17 protein-coding genes are annotated in these 21800 nt (G+C 28.9%); 1 reads left to right on the forward strand and 16 read right to left on the reverse strand.

All coding sequences use genetic code 11. The features are described 5' to 3' along the window. Positions 1–332: 332 nt before the first annotated feature. From Q0G30_RS03600 to Q0G30_RS03645, 10 genes are all read right to left on the reverse strand, one after another. Positions 333–6002, reverse strand: coding sequence for an alpha-amylase family glycosyl hydrolase (locus tag Q0G30_RS03600; RefSeq protein ID WP_294386635.1), 5670 nt, complete (start codon positions 6000–6002; stop codon positions 333–335). Positions 6003–6276: 274 nt separating this feature from the next. Next, the gene (locus Q0G30_RS03605) at positions 6277–6654 is read right to left on the reverse strand and encodes a TIGR04086 family membrane protein (protein WP_294386636.1); all 378 of its coding nucleotides are present in this window, start codon (positions 6652–6654) and stop codon (positions 6277–6279) included. A 54-nt stretch (positions 6655–6708) separates the two neighbouring features. After that, entirely contained in the window at positions 6709–6984 is a 276-nt protein-coding gene (gene yajC / locus Q0G30_RS03610) for a preprotein translocase subunit YajC (RefSeq protein ID WP_294386638.1), read from the reverse strand. A 153-nt stretch (positions 6985–7137) separates the two neighbouring features. Beyond that, on the reverse strand, positions 7138–8277 hold the full coding sequence (gene tgt, locus Q0G30_RS03615) for a tRNA guanosine(34) transglycosylase Tgt (protein WP_291744105.1): 1140 nt from the start codon (positions 8275–8277) through the stop codon (positions 7138–7140). Between the two features lie 30 nt (positions 8278–8307). After that, positions 8308–9333 (reverse strand): tRNA preQ1(34) S-adenosylmethionine ribosyltransferase-isomerase QueA, encoded by a 1026-nt coding sequence (gene queA, locus Q0G30_RS03620; protein ID WP_294386641.1) that lies wholly within the window; start codon positions 9331–9333, stop codon positions 8308–8310. 10 nt (positions 9334–9343) lie between these two features. Continuing rightward, positions 9344–10375 carry a Holliday junction branch migration DNA helicase RuvB gene (gene ruvB / locus Q0G30_RS03625; RefSeq protein WP_294386643.1) on the reverse strand — a complete coding sequence of 344 codons (1032 nt, stop codon included), beginning with the start codon at positions 10373–10375 and terminating at the stop codon, positions 9344–9346. A gap of 11 nt (positions 10376–10386) precedes the next feature. Next, entirely contained in the window at positions 10387–10992 is a 606-nt protein-coding gene (gene ruvA, locus Q0G30_RS03630; RefSeq protein WP_294386646.1) for a Holliday junction branch migration protein RuvA, read from the reverse strand. A gap of 199 nt (positions 10993–11191) precedes the next feature. After that, positions 11192–11611 carry a hypothetical protein gene (locus Q0G30_RS03635; protein ID WP_294386649.1) on the reverse strand — a complete coding sequence of 140 codons (420 nt, stop codon included), beginning with the start codon at positions 11609–11611 and terminating at the stop codon, positions 11192–11194. 193 nt (positions 11612–11804) lie between these two features. After that, positions 11805–12446, reverse strand: a complete 642-nt coding sequence (locus Q0G30_RS03640; RefSeq protein WP_294386652.1) for a hypothetical protein — start codon at positions 12444–12446, stop codon at positions 11805–11807. A 94-nt stretch (positions 12447–12540) separates the two neighbouring features. After that, positions 12541–12771 (reverse strand): hypothetical protein, encoded by a 231-nt coding sequence (locus Q0G30_RS03645; RefSeq protein WP_294386654.1) that lies wholly within the window; start codon positions 12769–12771, stop codon positions 12541–12543. Between the two features lie 393 nt (positions 12772–13164). Between Q0G30_RS03645 and Q0G30_RS03650 the strand changes: the two genes are divergently transcribed. Then, complete coding sequence (locus Q0G30_RS03650) at positions 13165–13665, forward strand: QueT transporter family protein (protein ID WP_294386658.1); 501 nt, start codon at positions 13165–13167, stop codon at positions 13663–13665. 151 nt (positions 13666–13816) lie between these two features. Here the strand turns inward: Q0G30_RS03650 and Q0G30_RS03655 are convergent, their stop codons facing one another. The 6 genes from Q0G30_RS03655 to Q0G30_RS03680 form a co-directional block, all read right to left on the reverse strand. Further along, positions 13817–15196 carry a dicarboxylate/amino acid:cation symporter gene (locus Q0G30_RS03655; RefSeq protein WP_294386661.1) on the reverse strand — a complete coding sequence of 460 codons (1380 nt, stop codon included), beginning with the start codon at positions 15194–15196 and terminating at the stop codon, positions 13817–13819. A 272-nt stretch (positions 15197–15468) separates the two neighbouring features. Beyond that, complete coding sequence (locus Q0G30_RS03660) at positions 15469–17652, reverse strand: 5'-nucleotidase C-terminal domain-containing protein (RefSeq protein WP_294386663.1); 2184 nt, start codon at positions 17650–17652, stop codon at positions 15469–15471. A gap of 193 nt (positions 17653–17845) precedes the next feature. Next, a complete protein-coding gene (locus Q0G30_RS03665; RefSeq protein WP_294386666.1) occupies positions 17846–18382 on the reverse strand; it encodes a hypothetical protein in 537 nt (178 codons plus the stop codon). 330 nt (positions 18383–18712) lie between these two features. Beyond that, positions 18713–19453 carry a YebC/PmpR family DNA-binding transcriptional regulator gene (locus Q0G30_RS03670; RefSeq protein WP_042393627.1) on the reverse strand — a complete coding sequence of 247 codons (741 nt, stop codon included), beginning with the start codon at positions 19451–19453 and terminating at the stop codon, positions 18713–18715. A 166-nt stretch (positions 19454–19619) separates the two neighbouring features. Next, entirely contained in the window at positions 19620–20267 is a 648-nt protein-coding gene (locus Q0G30_RS03675; protein ID WP_294135991.1) for a YigZ family protein, read from the reverse strand. After that, positions 20255–21667: a PLP-dependent aminotransferase family protein gene (locus Q0G30_RS03680; RefSeq protein ID WP_294386672.1), complete on the reverse strand. Its 1413-nt coding sequence runs from the start codon at positions 21665–21667 to the stop codon at positions 20255–20257. The genes Q0G30_RS03675 and Q0G30_RS03680 overlap by 13 nt, the downstream gene beginning before the upstream one ends. Positions 21668–21800: the final 133 nt, after the last annotated feature.

Here is a 21800-nt window from a genome sequence, read left to right on the forward strand (position 1 = left end):
CCCTAATTTGGATATAAAATTATTTTATTTACCTATATTTTATTATATATATAGAAAAAGGTAAATTATTTTATATTTTTTTAACTTAATATTCGTATTTTCCTTTTGATACTGTTCCTTCTTCAACATTCACTGTTACATTTACATCTACTGTTCTATTAGCAAGTATAGTAATCTTATTATTATCAAATCATATACTAGCATCATTTAAAACTGTGTCAAAAGCCATATGTCCAACTATAACATCATCACCAAATATAAAATTAAAACAAAAAAATGCCAACAAGAGATTAATCTTATTGACATTTGATTTTTAAATATAAGTTAATAAATTAGCTTATTTTTTTCTTTTTGAATGTAAAATACACTCCTCCAGCAACTAATACTAATGCAATAATTATATAATAAATTGCATTAGTTCCTCCTGTTTGAGGTATAACTCCTGGTTTATTATTAGTAGTATTGTTATTGTCATTATTATTGCTATTATTGTTGTTGTCATTGTTGTTATTATTGTTGTTATTATTGTTGTTTCCGTCTTCAGGTTTTGTATCAGTTCCAGGTTTATTAGAATCATCATCTTCGCCTGGTTCTTCTACTTCTCCACTCTTAGTTACAGTTACTTTTATTTCTTTTGATGCTTCTCTTCCATTATCATCAACAACCTTATATACTACTTTGTATTCTCCTTCCTTAGAAGTATCTACAGTATTTTCTACAACTTCTACTTTTTCAGTAATATCCTTACCTGAAGCATCAATAGCTGTTACACCATCTAATGGATTAAATACATCACCTAACTTAATAGTCTTATCCTCTGCATTAATTACTGGAGCTGGAATTTCTTCTCCCTCTCCTAATCTAGTAATTTCTAACTCTAAATCCTTAGTTGCAAATCCAATAGCTTCTTCATTATTATTAAATATATCAGGATTATTTTTATTTTCTTCAGTTGGCTCAATATGAATTGCTATATTGTTTTTACCAACATTTAATTTTACTTCATGTGCAAAATTACCATTTTCATCAACAACAACAGACTCACCATTTATTGTTAAGTTAGGATCTAACATTGAGTTACCTCTAACTGTAATTGTTTCATTTTTTGTATAACTTCCTGTTGACGGATCTAAAACCACTACAGGCATATCTTTCCATCTTACGACTTCATTTTCAACTAACATTTTTCCATCGCCTTGATTTACAACAACAACTTTTTCATTTCCACCTTCACCAGTTGTACATCCATACTTACTTTGATTTGCAGCTTTAGGATTAGAATAGTTCATTAAAGCTTCTTGATCCCAACTACCACCTTTAACATACTTATACTCAATAGTTTCACCTTCTAAAACAGATATAGTATAAGTCCAATCAGTTGTTACTGCTCCATTTCTACTCATTTCCCAAGAACCTACATCCCATCCATTCATTGCACCTGGCATAGTTATAGTTGCATCTAGTGGTGTATATGAAGGTGCTTTAAGCTTAAATGTTACTTCAACCATTACTAAATCTGGAGTTATTGTAACATCATTTGATTTAACGGCATTTCCTCCATTTGTATAAGCAATTACCTCATATTTGTATTCTGTTTTATTTTTTACATCTGTATCTTTGTAAGAAACAATAGAACCATCTTGAATTCTTGCAATTACAACTCCATCTCTTACAATTTCATATAAAGCAATATTATTTTCCCCAACAACAGTCCAATTTAAATTTACTTCTCCTGATTGCTCTTCTGGAGTTTCAAGTTCAATTGCTTCTGCAGGTATTCCATCATCAACTACTGCTAACTCAAAAGTCTTTATTTCTGTAGATTTTATTGAATCTATATCATTAAATCCATAAGTTCCTTTTGTAGTAAATTCATATTTATATTCATATTTACCTGCTTTATTTGCTATAAATGAAGCAGTAAATAAGTCATTATTTCCAGCTTCTCCAGCATAACTTCCCTTTACTACAGTAAAGTCTTTATCTCCTGGATATTTAACTAATAATCTTCCAACTAAACCTGTTGAAACACCTTCTTCATTAGATATATTTTCAATATATACTTCTGCATTAACATTTATAGCTGTTGATATATCAACAGTTTCTGCTTCTACATCACTAAGATTTCCAAGCCATGTAATTTCTGAATGAGGAGTTAATTCATCACTCCAAGTTAAAAGTGATTCATTTCCATCTTTATCTATTACACTTACTGCAAAGTATAATCTATTACCATTTGTTAATCCATCAACTGTAAGTTCAGTATTTTCTACTGTCATAATCTCTGTTTGTAAACTTCCTTTAAAGCTTGAAGAATAAACTTTATATTCCTTTGCTCCCTTTACAGAATCCCATTTTAAAGTTACTTCTCCATTTCCTTCTGTACCTGTAACCTTACTAACTGCCTCTGGTAGCTTTATAACGTTAGTACTTGTCATCATTCTTCCAGTCATTGCAGGAATAGTAATTTCCACTTTTCCATCCTTAACTGTTACATTATAAGAAGAATCTAATCCATCAACAAAATTCGTACCATTTCCAGTAAATTCTTTTAAATCAACAGTTACTTTTGCATCAGTATTTGTAGGATTAATTGCTACTATTGCATGATCATCTTCATAGCTTCTTCCATAAACATATACACCCTCAGAACCAGTGTATAAAGTTGTTAAATCTCCATGAGAGAATAAATCCTTATTCTCTTCTCTAATTGTTCCTATAGCTTGATAAAAACTAATTAATGAAGTATCTTCATTACCCCATGGATAGCTTCTTCTACAATCTGGGTCCTTAGATCCTGTAACTCCTGCTTCATCACCATAATAAATAGTAGGTGCTCCAGCATATCCAAATTCAAATAAGGCTGCAAGCTTTAATCTTTGTTTTCCTAAATCTTCATCATAATTTCCAAATTCAGCTCTTTCAGAAGAATCGCTTCCTCCACCTAATATATAAATAGCTCTTGCAACATCATGAGATCCCATTAAATTCATTAATGCATAAAAAGCCTCTTCTGGATAATCTTCATAAACAGCCATTAAAGTATCATTTAATCTTGTTGCATTACCATTCTTTAGATAATCAATTAATGCAGCTCTTATTCTATAGTTCATTACTGAATCATATTGATCTCCAACAAAGTATTTTGAAGCATCATCCCAAATTTCACCTAAAATAAGTGTATCTTCATTATGTGCTTTCATTTCTTCTCTGAAGTCATTCCAGAATACAGTATCAACTTCATTGGCAACATCTAGTCTCCAACCATCTGCTCCCCAGTTAATCCATTGTTTAGCTACTGAGTCTTCATCTTTATAGATATAATCAACTAATTCTTTATTGTTCCATTCACTAGCTTTATCAACAAATTCATCATTTTCATTTGCTAATCCTAATGCAATAGCTTCATCTTTAGTTAATGATTTAAATTCTGGTAATGAATCATATCCCCACCAGCCTTGATAATCGTATCTTTCATTAGTTGTTCCAACATCAACCTTAGTATTCTTAATATTAAACCATAAATGCCATTTTTCTTTACTAAATGTTTGTCCTGATTTAACAAAGTACTCATCAGCTTTAGTCATAGCTACTTCTTGCTCAATTTCTTCATTATTCATTAAATCATATACGTATGACCAATATTCATAAGCACCAACAGTATCATATTTTCCATATCTATCAAAGTAAATTGAATCATCACCTACATGATTAAATACACCATCAACAATTAGATGCATTCCTCTATTTTTAAGCTCTGCAGTAAATTCTTTAAAATCTTCTTCTGTTCCAAACATTGGATCTAATGATTTATAATCAGTAGCATCATATTTATGATTTGATGCAGCCATTGCAATAGGATTTAAATATAAAGTATTTACTCCTAGACTTTGTAGATAATCTAGTTTTTCTTGGATACCTTTTATATCTCCACCGAAGAAATCATTTGACCATATTCCATCTCCAGAATAGGCACCATCAATATCATCCATATTATTTTCGCCTAATCTAGGATTATCAGGAAGTGAATCCCATGAATCTGGCACTTCAATTGGTTCTTCCCCTCTTGCATTTGTTTTTGCATCATCATTAGAAGTATCCCCATTGTTAAATCTATCTGGGAATATTTGATATACAACAGCTTCTTTCATCCAATCAGGAGTTGTATAGTCTTTATCATAAACTGTTAATTGGAAAAATAGTCCATTTTTATCTCCAACAGTTCCTGTTTTTCCTTCATTACCATCTTCACCATAGTATTTTACTGTATCTCCATCACCAGCAATAAATTTATATCCATAAACACCAATTTCATCTGGAGTAAATGTTGCTTCCCATATATCAACTTCTTCTTCATCTACAGTTATAGTTGACACCTTTTCCATATTGTAAAGGTCTGATCTATTAGTACTTGTATTTCTAACTAATACTCTAGCATATTGTAAATCACCTTTTTGAGCATGCATTCTAACTGTTACATCAGTTCCCTCTGCAACTGCACCAAATGGATATTTATAAAGACTATTCCAAGTATTATGATAAAGCATATCACCATTTACTTGTCCATCTAAATCAGTTATTTCTTTTGATACTAAAGCTGAATGATAACCAAATGCTTCCTTGCCTTGTGATAAATATATATCTAATGTTCCATCACTAGATACATGTCTTAAATCAACAAATCTATTGCTATCTACATCCTTTTCAGCCCATTCATTATCCCCTTCAGTTCTTTTAACAATAAACCCTAATTTAGTATCATTAACTAAATTTTCATAAGTTCTAGTTGCTACTTTACCATAGCTATCTTCTGAAGTAAATTCTAATGTTTCTCCCTCTACTCCATCTAACCATGTCCATAAATTCCAGTTATCATAGTCTTTTTGACTTCTTTTATAATGAATATTTACAGTGATATTTTCATATTCCTTTATAAAAGCTCTTTGTTCAATACTCTTTGGATTTTCATTTTCACCATAAGTTACAACAATTTCATTATTGTCATTAGTCAACTCTGAAATTTCATATTTTAAATCTCCAGTAGCTTTATTATCCCAACCTTGTCCTTTTTTAACTATAATACCTAGTTCACCTTCTGTTACATTAGCTGGTAATTCTAATAAAGTATATGCACCTTCTTTATCTACATAATCAAACTCAACAAACTTTCCATTTTCACCAGGGTACCATGTCCAAAATCCCCAGTTATCGTATTTAGTTTCGTCTTCTTTTATAAATCTTACTTTTACTACCTTTTTATCCTGCTCATTAGGTACATCAACATCTGAATCCTCTCCTACTGTAAGTAATGCATTAGAAGCAAAATTACCATCCTCTGAATGTTTAGGATTTAAAGGATCCCCTTGCCAATCTCCCAACTCTTGATCTTCTGTATCTTGTGACCATGTTACTATTCCATATTCATAATTACCTGGTTCTATATCCATAGTTACAGACCAAATATTAGAGCTACTTTCATTAGTCATCTCATGTAAAACTCCCCAGTTTTCATCGAAAGAACCCTTAACAGCTACTCTAGTTTCTGTTCCATTACCTAAGTAATATAATGTAACACTCCCATTGCTAACTTGTGGATTAACCACTACAGCTGGATTACCATCTTTTTCATATGAGTTTAATGGATCACCTTGCCAATCTCCCAATTCTTGGTCTACTGTATCTGGTGACCATGTTACTATTCCATATTGATTTATTCCTGATATTCCTTCAACAGTGGTTGTCCAAATATCATTCTCACCCTTTTCCATATCAATTGTATTCCAACTGCTAAATTCACCTTTTACTTTTACAGCATTCTCTGTACCATTACCTTGATAATTAAATGTAACTGTTCCGTCACTATTAATTACAGGACTTTTTAATATAGTTTCTGCTAAAGCATCAACAAATCCATTGGGAAACGGTACCAAGCTTAAGCAAAAGAATACTAATGTCATAATTGATATTTGCCATTTGTACTTTAAAGCTCCTTTTTTCTTCATAAAAATCTCCTCCCTATTTTTTAATTTAAAAATAGTTTAATATCATATACAAACTTTAGAAAACGTTGCCATATTGATTATATTTAGTCTATTTTTAAATTTACCTTACATTAATATTGTAAATCATTACTTAATTGTTTTCTATATTTTTTTATTTTTTGTATTTTATTACAAATATCTAAAAAATAATTTATTTGTTCTATAAAAATGATATAATTATAGGTTAAAGTTTAAGAAAGGTATATCTAAATTTTAAATATACCTCTCTTATTTTTTAATCTCTTCCTAAATTAATTCCTAACATACCTGAAAGAATACCTACTAACACACAAAGTGAAAATTTCATCAAATCATATAATCCTAAAGTAGCTTCAGCTCCAAATAAAACTCCTATGGCATATAAAGCTATGTAAAATAATACACCAACTGAAAGACCTATTAACCAGCCCTTATGTCCATATAATTTAGCCGCTAATATTGTTCCAAATATTAAACTTACACTTGTTATTCCAACATTAATTGCGCTATCTATGGCCGGACTAATTTCTATAAAACTCATAATTAGCGAAAAAATAGCAGTTAATATGGTAACTATTGCAACCGCTCCAACAACTCCCTTTAGAACATTTCCAAAATAATCTTTCCACTCCATAAGAATACCCCCTTCTAGTTCATTCTATGAACTAAAAGGGGGTAATATTCTTTATTATGCAACGTCTTTATTTAATTTTTGAGCTATAGAATTTTTTGTTACTCTAAATCTTACTCTATCTGGGCCTGATTGGATAACCATTTGATCTTCATCTATTGTAATGATTTTTCCAATTATTCCACCTCTAGTTAAAACTTCATCATTTACTTTTAATTCTGATAACATTGTATTATATTTCTTAGTTCTTTTCTTTTCTGGAAGTATTAATAAGAAATACATAATTGCAAACATTGCAACTAAAGGTAATAATGTAGCTAATAATTGTGTCATTAAAATCCCTTCCCTTCACATTCGTATTTAAAACAATACATTGTAATATTTACTATGTATTAAATAATATACTTTATTTAAATTTATATGTCAATTCTATGAACACTTTATATTCAAACTTTAATAAATTATTCATAAACCCATTATTAAAAGCTATTTTTTTATATTCCACTCTCTAAGTTTTTGTTCCTTAAATTCACTATAGTTTCCATTATCAATAGCATCTCTAATATCAGCCATTAATTTGTTATAGAAGTAAAGATTATGTAAAACACAAAGTCTTAGTGCAAGCATTTCTTTAGCTTTAAATAAGTGTCTTATATAACTTCTTGTATAGTTTTTACATGCAGGACATTGACATCCTTCATCTATTGGTCTTTCATCTAATTCAAACTTAGCATTCATTAAGTTTATTTTACCTTGCCCTGTAAATACATGACCATGTCTACCATTTCTAGCTGGAAGAACACAATCAAAGAAGTCAACACCTCTATCTACAGCTTCTAGTATATTTTCTGGAGTACCAACTCCCATTAAGTATATTGGTTTATCTTCTGGTAAATGTGGAACTACTGCATCAATAATTCTATACATTTCTTCGTGAGTTTCACCAACTGCTAAACCACCAATTGCATATCCATCCATATCTAGTTTTGCTAAGTGTTTAGCATGTTCTATTCTTATATCTTCGTAACAACCACCTTGATTAATACCAAAAAGCATTTGCTCTTTATTTATTGTATCAGGTAATGAATTTAATCTATTCATTTCAGCTATACATCTATCTAACCATCTGTTTGTTCTTGCAACTGAATTTATTACATATTCTCTAGTTGATGGATTTGGTATACATTCATCAAAAGCCATAGCTATTGTTGATGCTAAATTGCTTTGAATTTGCATAGATTCTTCTGGTCCCATAAATATTTTTTTACCATCTATATGTGAATTAAAGTAAACTCCCTCTTCTTTAATCTTTCTCATTGATGATAATGAAAATACTTGGAATCCGCCTGAATCAGTTAATATAGGTCTATCCCAATTCATAAACTTATGTAATCCACCCATTTTAGCAACTACTTTATCAGATGGTCTTAAATGTAAGTGATATGTGTTTGAAAGCTCAACTTGACATCCTATTTCTTTTAAGTCCATAGAAGAAACTCCACCCTTAATTGCAGCTAAAGTTCCAACATTCATAAATACTGGTGTTTCTATTGTTCCATGTGGTGTTTCAAATCTCCCTCTTCTTGCTTTACCGTCTTTTTTTAACAGTGTATATCTTTTACTCAAAACTTCACGTCCTTTTAACTTATGTTTTTATTATTTTATTATCATTGAATCTCCAAAAGAGAAGAATCTATATCTTTCTTTTACAGCTTCATTATAAGCATTCATTACCTTTTCTTTTCCTGCTAAAGCTGAAACTAACATTATTAATGTCGATTCTGGCAGGTGGAAATTAGTTATAAGCTTATCAACTACTTTAAACTTATATCCTGGATAAATAAATATATTTGTCCATCCACTTTGAGCCTTAACAAAACCATTTTCATCTCCAATTGTTTCTAATGTTCTTGTAGATGTTGTTCCAACAGAAATAATTTTATTTCCACGTTTTTTTGTTTCATTAATTATCTTTGCATCTTCTTCTTCTAAATGATAGAATTCTGAATGCATAACATGCTCATTTACATCATCAACCTTAACTGGTCTAAATGTTCCAAGACCTACATGTAATGTAACATAAGCAATATTTACACCTTTTTCTTTTACCTGTTCTAAAAGTTCTTTTGTAAAGTGTAATCCTGCAGTTGGAGCAGCCGCAGATCCTTGCTCTTTAGAATAAACTGTTTGATATCTTTCTCTATCATCTAACCTTTCAGTTATATATGGTGGAAGCGGCATTTCACCTAATTCATCTAAAACTTGCTCAAATATTCCATCATAAGAAAACTCTATAATTCTATTTCCTTCTTCTACAATATCAACTACCTTACATTTTAATTTACCTTCTCCAAAAGTAAATTCAGTTCCTATTTTAGCTCTTTTTCCTGGCTTAGCTAAACATTCCCACTTATCGCCTTCAATTCTCTTTAAAAGTAAAAATTCTATCTTACCTCCGGTTACAGACTTTTCTCCTATAAGTCTTGCTGGCATTACTCTAGTATTATTCAAAACTAATGTATCCCCTGGATTTAAATAGTCTATTACATTATAAAAATGTTTATGTTCTATTTCTCCTGTAGCCTTATCTAAAACCATTAATCTAGAATAATCTCTCTTTTCTAATGGATGTTGAGCTATAAGCTCCTCTGGTAAGTAAAAATCAAAATCACTTGTCTTCATTATATATCTCCTAACTTTCAAAAAAACTAGTTTGTCTTTTTGTAACTTTTTTACCTCTTGTTCTTCCTAAATGATCATAAGCCTTATCTGTAGCTGTTCTTCCTCTTGCTGTTCTAACTATAAATCCTTTTTGAAGAAGATAAGGTTCATAAACATCCTCTATAGTACCAAGTTCTTCACCTATAAAATAAGATAATGTTTCTATTCCTACAGGCCCCCCATTAAAATTATCAATAATAGCTTCTAATATTTTATTATCAACTCTATCAAAACCTTGAGCATCTACCTCTAACAGTTCAAGAGCTGCCTTTGCTTCTTTATAGCTAATTAAGCAATCTGAATACACTTCCGCATAATCTCTAACTCTCTTTAATAATCTATTAGCAATTCTCGGAGTACCTCTAGAACGTCTTGCTATTTCATATGCACCTTCTTCAGTTATATCACAACCTAATACAAAAGCAGAACGAACAATTATTTCCTTTAATTGTTCTTCAGTATAGTATACCATATCACAAAGAACTCCAAATCTATCTCTTAATGGAGATGTCAACATACCAATTCTAGTTGTTGCTCCAATTAAGGTGAAATGCGGTAAATCTAACCTAATAGATTTAGCAGCTGCTCCTTTTCCTATGACTATATCTAAAGCATAATCTTCCATTGCTGGATAAAGTATTTCTTCAACACTTCTATTTAATCTATGTATTTCATCAATAAATAAAACATCGTTATCTTTTAATGTTGTTAATATAGCAGCTAAATCTCCTGCTCTCTCAATTGCAGGCCCTGAAGTTATTTTTAGATCTCCACCCATCTCTTTTGCTATAATATTAGCCAATGTTGTTTTACCTAGTCCTGGTGGACCATACAACAATACATGATCTAATGCTTCATTTCTTCTTTTTGCCGCTGTAATAAAAATATTAAGTCTTTCTTTTACTTTATCTTGCCCTATATACTCATTAATTTTTTGAGGTCTTAAACTTAATTCATTGTTTCCATCTTCCAGAATCTCATCTGGAGTGATAATTCTCTCCAAATCTATCACCTCTATCCCATTAATACTCTTAAACATTCCTTAATAATATTTTCTACAGATTCTTGTCTATTTACTTTCTTTAATGCATTTTCAGCTTCTTTTTCTGAATATCCAAGAGCTAATAATGCACCAAGTGCCTCACCTATTGCATTATTATTGCTTGGTACAATATCCTCAAATCCTTCTTGAATATCGACACCTTCAGTAACCTCATCTGTTTTAATCTTATCTTTAAGCTCTAATATTATTCTTCCAGCTGTTTTTTTCCCAATTCCAGGCGCTCTACATAAGTGCTTATCATCTTCCATAATTATTGCATATTTTAAATTATTTATTCTACTTATTGAAAGCAAAGACAAAGCAGCTTTTGCACCTACTCCACTTATTGAAATAAGTAACTTAAACATTTCTAACTCTTCTCTATCTTTAAATCCATATAGCCCTATAAAATCTTCTCTTACTATTTGTTCTAGATACAATTGAACCTCTTCAGCTATCTTAGGCATTTCTGCCATAGTTGCTCCTGACGTAAAAATTTTATATCCGATACCATTATTCTCTATAATAACATAATCCTTATTAATCCCAATATATTTTCCCTTTATATATTCGTACATAGCCATCCCCCTTAATCTAATTAAAAATTAGATTATTTTTGTTCATTGTAATTAAGTTTCTATAATTTTAAATTATATATTGCTTATATTACTTCTTTAGTCTACATTATACTTTACCATTTTACTTTAATTTTTTCAATAATAAAGAGTTATACTATTTATGTAATGTATAGTATAACTCTCTTTAGCTTTTATCCTGTTACTGCCCTGTTATAGGGTCTCCATAGGGCTCCATAATATCAATAGAATTTGAATTAGTAAATATATTATCTATTGCATAATCAAATGTATTTATTTCAGTAGGATTATATAATAATTTCATAATTAACTCTTCCTTTTCATCTTCAAAAACAAATTCATCTTGTATTTTTTCTATTATTTCTCTAGTATTATATAATCTACATTCTCCCTCTTCTACTCCAATTTTATAACAAATTACATTAGCAATATCATCAAAGTCTTCTGTTAAATCTTCATATGCTCCAACTACATCATTATCTCTTGTCCTAAAGTAATAGTAGTTATTAATATATGCTTTTGCTGTTTCTTCATCATGAAACCCTATAATATTTCCACTAGTCATAACTAATAAATATTCAAAGCTTGGCACAATACTCATATCTTCGCCTCCTTAGTTGCTTACAATAATATTTTCTCCTCTTATCTACAATGTTATACAAGCATCTATTTTCCTATAATGAAAGAGATTATAAATAAGAACCAAATTCTATTTATAATCTCTTCATGTAAAAATATATAATTTAAAGGGTATATTAAAAATCACTTAAAAAAGTGATTATATGGGATAAACATTATGAAATGTATGCAGTTAATTTTTCTATTGCTTCATCTTTTGTATCATAACAATGCTTTAAATTTTTAATATCCTCTAAATCCTCACCTTGTAAAAAATCTATAGATCTACTATTCCTATATACATCATTTTCATTTTCAATTGTTAAATTTCCTTCATTATCAGTTTTATAAATTGCGAAATATCCATCTTTTTCACCTATGTAATATTTATTAGGTTGTAATACATTTGTAGTTCCATCTTTGCTAAAAACTACCCTTTCATCTTGTAATTCTTCTAAATTATATCCATTAGCTTCAAAAAAATTCACAATAAATTGTTGATTAATTTCACTTGATATAGAATTTTCTTTCTTAAACTCTGAAATACTTTGCTCTTTTTCCACTACTCCTTGATTCATTAAAACTACAATCATATCATCATCTAAAGCTTTAGTATTATTATATACTGTTTTCTCTTTTTCTGTAGTGTCACTTACATATTTAGGATTAGTTAATCTATTTGTTATAAAATAACTTCCAAAAAAACTAATTACAAGAGCTGTTACAATTATACCTGAAGTTATTGCTAATTTTTTATTTGTATACTTATTTTCATTATTTATTTCTTTTTCATTAATATTTTTAAATTTATTTCTCATAAACATCACTCCTTAGTTGTAATTCTTGACAACTTTCCAAATGATATTCATAAGTTATAATTTTTTTTAAAAGTAAAAGCTCACAAAGGAGCTTTTACCATTCAATTGTTAATATGCTAAAATCTTCTTTTTTAAGAGAAATTCTATATCCCTCTAACAGCAACCAACTTACTAGCAATCTTTGAATTTCCTCACTTTCATCATCCATGGCAAGGATTGCACTAATTTTATTTACTCCCATATTTTTTCCCATATCAATATTTTCTTGTATCTTACTTTTATGATTTTCAAATTTATTTTTTAAGTCCTCATTTAAAAATTCCACACAAACTCCCCCTTATTACAATAAAAAATTCTCATTTCTTAAACATTTAATTTTTATCCCATCTATGTATATTAACTTTTAATCATAGTATAATAATTCTCTTATTATACTATGATTAAAATTAGTAATTAACCACTAAAAATTTTATTTTTAATTTAAAATCACTTTTACTTGATTTGTAATATAATATTCAGTATAATTTACTTTTGTAATATAGACAGTTCGGGAACCTCCTGTCTTAAAACAAAACTAGGTAAAAGTTTATACTTAAAATAATAGATAAGAATTAGTAATTAATTAGTATATTTCTCTTAATAAATAAACTAGTATCTACTATATTCTAACTATTATAATCCTTAGGTTCCTAATAATTTTATTAGGAGGTTTTTCAAAATGAAAAATGATTTAACTAAAAGACTGACTAGAACTGCAATTATTGCAGCAATCTACGCAGTTATAACCGTTGCTATTGCACCTTTATCTTACATGGGAGTTCAGTTTAGAATTTCCGAAATTTTAGTTTTATTAGCTGTATTTGATCCATTATACATAGGTGGATTAACACTTGGATGTTTAATTGCTAATCTATTAGGTCCTAATGGCCCTATGGATGTATTATTTGGAACATTAGCTACATTTATTAGTGTATATGCTATTTACTTAACTGGTAAGATAATACAAAATTATAAAGCTAAGCTTTTTATCGCCTCTATTTGGCCTACAATATTTAATGGACTTATAGTTGGTTGGATGTTAAATAAGCTATATGGTTTACCATTAGTTTTATCTATGGGACAAGTTGCATTAGGAGAGTTAGTTGTAATCACATGCATTGGAGTACCTTTATTCCTACTAGCTGGATCTAGGTTTAAAAATGCAATGACATTTAAATAGTTATTCCGGACAACATTTTGTTGTCCTTTTTTATATTCCAATTATATAAATATTTTAGAAATAAAAAAGAACAAGCTATTTATGAAGTATTCTATTTAACTTTAAAATTGACACTTCACTATTTAATGTAGCTTGTTCCTTTTCTAGTTACCTATTCAGCTAACTCTTCTGCTAAAACTATTTCATTATTATAAGCCACTTCATCTAACATGCCTTCTGACTTTGCAACCACAACACTTGTTGCTGCATCTCCAACTACATTTAGAGAAGTTACTAACATTTCTATTGGTCTGTTTATTGCAAGTATTAATGAATAAGCAAGTATAGCTGCATCATTATTATATCCCATCCCTGTTAATACAGTGAATAATATTATTGCTCCTGAACCTGGTGCTGCTGGTGTACCAACAGATGATATTAAAGCTAATAGAGCTATAACCACTATGTTTCCTATAGTTACATCATATCCTGCACTTGTAGCTATAAATATAGCTGCTATAACTTGCATTATCGCTGTACCATTCATATTTATAGTCATCCCAAGTGGTAATATAAATGATGCAATATCTTCACTAACACCTAACTCTTCAGTTGTAGTTTTTGTATTTAAAGGTAATGTTGCTGCTGAAGATGAAGTTGAAAATCCAAATAAAGCAACCTTTCCTATCTTTTTTATAAATTTAATTGGATTAAGTCTAGCTCCAATTGCTATAAACAATGCATATCCAAATACTAAGAATAATAATAATGCAAACACTGTAGTAATTACATATACAAGTGCTGGTTTTAAATTATCTACACCATATATTGCAAATGTTCTTGTAATTAGTACAAATATCGCTATAGGGCCAAATTTTGTTATTATAAAACTTAAAAATACTGTTATAATAGAGTTTATTTCTTCTAATAAAGTTTTTAACGCCTTTATCTTTTCTCCTAAAGTATTTATGCAAAGTCCTAATACTACTGCTACAAAAACTACTGCAAGAATACTTCCATTTGTAGAAAATGCTGCTGTTATATTATTTGGTATTGCTTGTACTATTATTAATAATGGATTTGTAGAGCTTGCTACACCTGCTTGTGCTGTAACATTTTCCACATTTGCTGTAAATAAACCTAGATTTTTAATTATAAATCCAATTGCTCCTGCTAATGCTAATGCAAAAACTGATGTTGCTAAGAACCCTAATATTGTCTTATATGAAATACGTCCAAGTTTTTTAGTATCACTTATTTTACACATAGCTAAGGCTATTGATGTAAATACCATTGGTACTATTACTAATTGAAGTGCATTTACAAATAGTTGACCTAATATATAAAAGATTCCTATAGCATTTGTTGCTCCCTCTTTTGAAATATCCTGGAATAATATATTGTTAATGCTTGTCCATATATGCGTATTTCCATTAGCATTTAGATTTTCCCTAAGTATTATACATCCTACTCCTACTACTAACCCTAAAATAAGAGCTACAGCCATTTTTATGGCTAATTTGTTACTGTTGTTAATTTTGTTTGTTTTCATTTGTTTCATTCTCCTTACTAGTTCATTCCCTAATTCAAATAACTAAATAAGGCATAATACACTTTATTGACTTATATAAAAAAGCCTTCCTTATAGAAGGAAGGCTAATATAATTCAAATTATTTATCTTTTTAATAATTATATTTCTATATAAAAAGACAATATTATAAGCATACTATAACTTCCTTACTGATTTCTCGAATCAATTTAAAGGGATTTTTTCTTTATGCTATCACTTAATTATAAGTATGTCAATACTTATAATATTAAAATTATACAATATTTTCTTTTTTCTTAAGAACCACAACTCCAATTGTAGTTATAACTAATGCCATAAATATAACTTGAGCAGAAGAAACTGGTGCCCCAGTTTGAGGTAATTTATCATTGCTTCCAGTACTATTATTTTCTGTATTATTTTCTTCTTCAGTATTTCCAACATTTCCACTTTCACCTGGATTTACTTCTGGCTTTGTTTCTGGAGTTTCTTCTGGCTTACTCTCAACTGAACTATCTTCTTTTAATGATTTTATTGTTTCTATCACTTCTGTTAATGTATTATCTACATTAAATGTAATATAAAGATCTTCTGTTGATTTATTACGTAATGAAATCTTCATTTTGAATACTGTATGTTCATCATTTTCTTCTGTTTCAATTTCTAAATTTCCTAATTGTTTTAAGTTATTTAAGAAAGCTTTTACTTTATTAATTTCAACATCATTAATTTTCATTTCTAATGGATTTTCATAGCTTCCATCGCCAGCTATTAATGTAACTATAGATGTATCTATAACTCCTATCATAGCCTCTGGAATAACTGATGTATCTTCACCATCTATTAATAAATTATAATTTAACTTATCAATACCATTTTCCCATTGGTTAATAACAACATCTCTCATTTCCCCAATAATAACAGGATCAATATGTCCATCAAAGTTATAACTATCTCCACCAGTCATTAAGAAATCAATACTTGTTAAAGTATAATACTCATCATCTTGAACTTTAGTTCCATCTGATAATCTCATTGAAGTTATTTCATCAGTTGCTGAGTCATACCATACTGTTACCCCTGAATATTGTCCCCATCCAAAATCATCTGGATTAATTCCATGTTGAATTAATTCTTTTAATTTAGCTCCTGTTACTTTCATAGTAAGTAAATTATTATCGAATGGTAATATTGTATACATATCCCCAAGTGTTAATGTTCCCTTTGTTAAAGGTGCTCTAATTCCACCGCCATTAGCTATTGCCACTTGTGTTCCACCAGCTTGTCTCATTGCCTCTGCAACAGTTACCCCAAGAGGTGTAACCCCAGCATATCTATCATGATCTAAATCAAAGTTTAATTCTGCTACTTCTGTCAATAATGTTGGTGCTAACTCTTCATTATATTTAGCTATGCTTTGTTCAACATTTTCATCTACAGGAAATTCATTTGTTGGACTTTCTGCATAAAATTGTCTAGTATTAGCATTTACATTTAAAATCTCTTCGTTTTCATCAAAAGTAAATGTAATTACTGATAATCCTCTACCATTATATCCAGCTTGAACAACTGGTACATCTTTTCCAGTATTATTATTCTGTACAAATCCATCAACAAACTTATGATTATGTGCAGCAATTACTGCATCAACATCAGCAGCATTTTCTGCTATTTCTGCAGCTTCACCAGTTATTGTTCCATCACTGTTTTCTTCTGCTGGTGAATGTGTTAATGCAACTACTATATCTGCACCTTCAGCTCTAACAATTTTTGAATATTTATCAATTGTTTCAACTATATCTAAGAATTTTAAACCAACAACATTTTCAGCTTTTGTACTTGTTAATGTTTCTGGTGTTGCGATACCTATAAATGCAATATTAATCCCTTCAACATTAGTCATTACATAAGGTTCTGCATATTCTGGCGCTTCTCCAGTAGTTTCATCAATTAAATTTGCTGCTACAAATTTAAAACCTGCTTCTTCTGCCCATGGCTTTATTTTATCTGATCCCCAATCATATTCATGATTACCTATAGCTGATGCTACTATTCCAATTTCCTTAAGCATTTCAGTAACAGGTTCTCCAGCTAATATATTAGAAATTGCTGTTCCTTGATATATATCACCACCAGAAACTGTTACTACCCCATATGTATCACTATCTTCATCTTTCTTTTGGTATTCTTTTATAACACCTGTTAATTTTGCAGCTCCAATATTTTTTCCACTTTCTAATACATTTCCATGAAAATCATTAAAACTTAAGATTTCTATAACTTTATTTAAAGATTTATCATCATTATTTCCATCTTCATTTAAAGTTACACTTTCAATATTATGTACTGCTTCAACATTAATCTTATCTGCTTTAACTGATTTTACTGGCGTTATTAATCCAGCACTAATTGTAAATGCAGTTATAAGCGCTAGTAACTTACTTTTATTTTTTAACATTTTTATCCCCCTTAACATATTTAAGATGAATAGGCCTACATCTTTTACTACATTAAGAATAGTACATTATACGAATATTTTTTGCAATAGTTTTTTTATTATTCGTGTAAATTTGTTAATTTTTTTATATATTATATAATATTACTAACTTTAAAAGAAATTTAACAGACTAATTATATTTAATCAAAACTTCTTATTTTTTTATTTTATTATAATATTCAATTAACTCTGGAGTTTTAGACCAATATTTGATTCCCCAATTTTCAAAATTCCATTCTTCCATATAGTTATTACATTCATAATCTATATACCAAAGTAATTCATTGCTTACAATAAAATTAGTTGGAAAATAATCAATATTAATATTTAATGGGTATAATATTTCACACATATTTTTAATCTGCTTAATATAACTTGGACTGACTTTATTTTCTAATGCTAATTCATATATAGTATATCCATCTATAAATTCCTTTAGAATTCTTTCATTTTTTATATCTATATCTAACATTTTAGGCATTCTAATACCAGTGGAATAGAGTTTGTTATAATCTGATAATTCTGCTTCTATCTTATTTCCAAATTGATAGTATTCACATGGTTCATGATGAATCTGTTTTACAACATATTTTTCTTTATCATCAGATACTAAATAGGAATAACCACCTTTTCCTTTACCTAATAATTTAATTATTTTAAATTCTTTTTCATTCACTTTTATTGTTTCCATAATATAATCTAACCTCTCATTATTTCTTTTAAATATATTGTAATACATAATTATGGAAAATATAAATTGTTATTATACCTAAATTTATTCTATTAACCCCGTATAAAGTATAAAAATTAATTAATTCCTTACCTATATATCTATTGGTATTCGTTACGATCAATTTTTATATAGCTTTAATTTAAACTTATCTAGAGGTTATTTTAATAATAAAAAAATACACCTTTTATTGTTCTTATAAAAACAATAAAAAGTGTATTTAATATATATCATAAATAAATCCTTAATAGTTGTACGTCATAACAAATATTTATATATCCGTAAAACCTTCTATTCGTCCCATCCTTCTGGGAATTCAGCATTGTGGTAAACTTCTTGAACGTCATCATCATCTTCAAGTAAGTCTAACATCTTTTGGAACTTCTTAGCTGCATCTTCATCAATTTCAGTATATGTATCTGGAATCATTTTAACTGCTGCTTCTAAGAATTCTAATCCTTCAGCTTCTAAAGCTTCTCTTACTGTACCAAAATCTTCTGGTGCAGTTGTGATTATGAATACTTCTTCTTCATCACTATTGAAGTCTTCAGCTCCAGCATCTAATGCCATCATCATTAATTCTTCTTCATCAAGGTCTCCCTTTTCTATAACAATTTCACCTTTTTCTTGGAACATGAATCCTACACAACCTGTAGTTCCCATATTTCCGCCACCTTTAGTGAAAGCACTTCTTACATTTCCTGCTGATCTATTCTTATTATCAGTTAAAGTATCAACAATAACAGCAACTCCTGATGGTCCGTATCCTTCGTATACTATTCTTTCATAGTCTACTGCTGATAATTCACCTGAAGCTTTCTTTATTGATCTTTGTACTGTATCATTTGGCATGTTAGCTGCTTTTGCTTTTGCTATTGCATCTCTTAATTTAGGGTTGTTATCAGGATCTGGTCCTCCATTTTTAACAGCTATCATTAACTCTCTACCAATTTTAGTAAAGATTTTCCCTCTTTTAGCGTCAGCTTTACCTTTTTTATTTTGTATATTATGCCATTTTGAATGTCCTGACATTATTTCATCCTCCTAAATCTTCTAAATCTATTAATAAAAATCCTTTATATTATACCATAAGGATTATTATTTAACAATTTTCTCTTAAATTAGATTAAAATCTTTAAACTTAAAACTATCATTAAAATTTAGTAACCTGTTTTACCCTAGTTTTATTTACTATAAATTATATTATACTATATAATCTATTCTCTTCTTTAAAATACACCTCTGGCTTACTTTTTTCAACTATTATCTTTCCATTACTTGCTTCTATAGCTTCTTTTTCTATTTCTTCCGCCACAGAAACTTCTGCTAGTATGTGTATTATAACTTTATCTGTATATTCAGTATCTTCAATATGCCAATTGTTTTGCCCACAAAAATATTGCACTTTTCCTATCATATCATAATCTAATGTAAGTGATACTTTAACACCTTGGACCTTCTCTACTACACCCCCAGCTTTTAATGCTATAGAGGCTCCTTTAGTGTAAGCTCTTGTTAACCCTCCAGTTCCTAACAAAACACCACCAAAATATCTTGTTACCACAACTGCACAATCTGTAATATTAGATTTTTTCATTACTTCTAAAATAGGAATTCCTGCAGTACCCTGTGGTTCACCATCATCGCTATATCGTTGAATCCCCATATTTTCACCAATTATATATCCCCAGCAATTATGTCTTGCTTGTTTATGTTTTGATTTTATTTCTGCTACAAATGCTTTTGCTTCCTCTTCATTTTCTACTCTTTTTGCATATCCAATAAATTCAGATTTTTTTTCAATAAAGCTATCTTCTCCATATTCTCTTATCGTTATATATGCCATTGTTCTAGTTCCTCCTTAATTATATCAATTCCACTTATTATTTCTTTCTCATTAACTTGTGAAAAACTCACCTTAAAATATTGCTCTCCTAAATTTGCCCCTTTATAAAACAATGTTCCTGGAGTAATATAAACACCTTTTTCCTTAAGCCTATAAAATAATTCTTTTGATTTAATTTCTTTATCTTTTAAATTTAAATAAAAGCTTACCCCACCTTTAGGATCAAAAAAAGCTATATATTCTTTCAACTTTTCGTTAATTAGTTTTTTCATTAACTCATATCTTTTTATATACTCACTTCTTAGACTATCTATATATTCAATCCAATACCCTTCCTTAATATACATTTCTAAAGCTCTTTGCATTAATGTTGATGTAGCAATATCCGTATTAATCTTTGAGTTTTGGATACTTTCTCTAAAACTTTCTGGAGATATTATATATCCAAGTCTTATTCCTGGTAGAAATATTTTTGAAAAGCTTTTTATATAAATTACTCTATCATTTTTATCTAAAACCTTAAATGGTTCGTGTTTTATATTATCATCAAATATTAGCTCTGACAAATAATCATCTTCTATTATATAAAAATCATACTTTTCCGCTAGCTCTAAAATAGCAAGCTTCTTTTCATGACTATAACTAATTCCTGTTGGATTTTGAAAATAACTCATTGTATAAAAGCATTTAATTTTATTTTTTCTTAGTATCTCTTCAAGCTTTTTTATACTTATGCCATCTTCTTCAATAGGTATTTCAAATACATTTGCTCTTCTAAATTTAAATACTGATAATGCTCCTGCATAAGTAGGTTTTTCAACAATTACATTATCATTAATATTTAATATTGCTTTTGATGCAATATCTATTCCTTGCTGTGCCCCAGATACTATTAATAAATTATCTATATTTAAAGAATCATTCCAAAAAACTTTATTTATCGTTTCTCTAAGGTTCTTATATCCAAAAGCTTCTTCTTTAATTAAAGCATCTGCTCCATCTCTGTCTAATACCTCATTTATAACCTTTTTAAATTGACTTATTGGGAAGTTTATTTTTTTAGAACTTTCTCCTGTAAAATCAATTATATTTTTCTCATAATTATTTTTTATTAATTTAATTTCTTTTGAATATTCTTTTTTAAAATAATCAGTAATTTCTCTTTTCTTAGCATAAGTTCCTGATCCCATTTTTTGATAAGCATAACCTTCACTTACAAGTTTATCATAGCAACTCACAATAGTAACATTATTTACATTTAACATCTTAGCTAAGCTTCTTATAGGTGGTAACTTATCTCCATCCTTTACTATTTTAGAATTAATTAAATTCTTGATATTCTCTGCAATTTGAACATACTTAGGTTCATAATCATTAAATTCAATATTATACTTTTCCATATTGCCCCCATAACTCTATTAATAAAATTGTATTAATACATTTAATTATAGAAAATATAGTAAATACGGTCAAATTTTTATAAAAATAATAGTACAGAATTATAAACTTAAATAATCCTGTACTATTTCTACA

The sequence above is a fragment of the uncultured Clostridium sp. genome (assembly GCF_934754925.1).
Lineage (GTDB): Bacteria > Bacillota > Clostridia > Clostridiales > Clostridiaceae > Clostridium.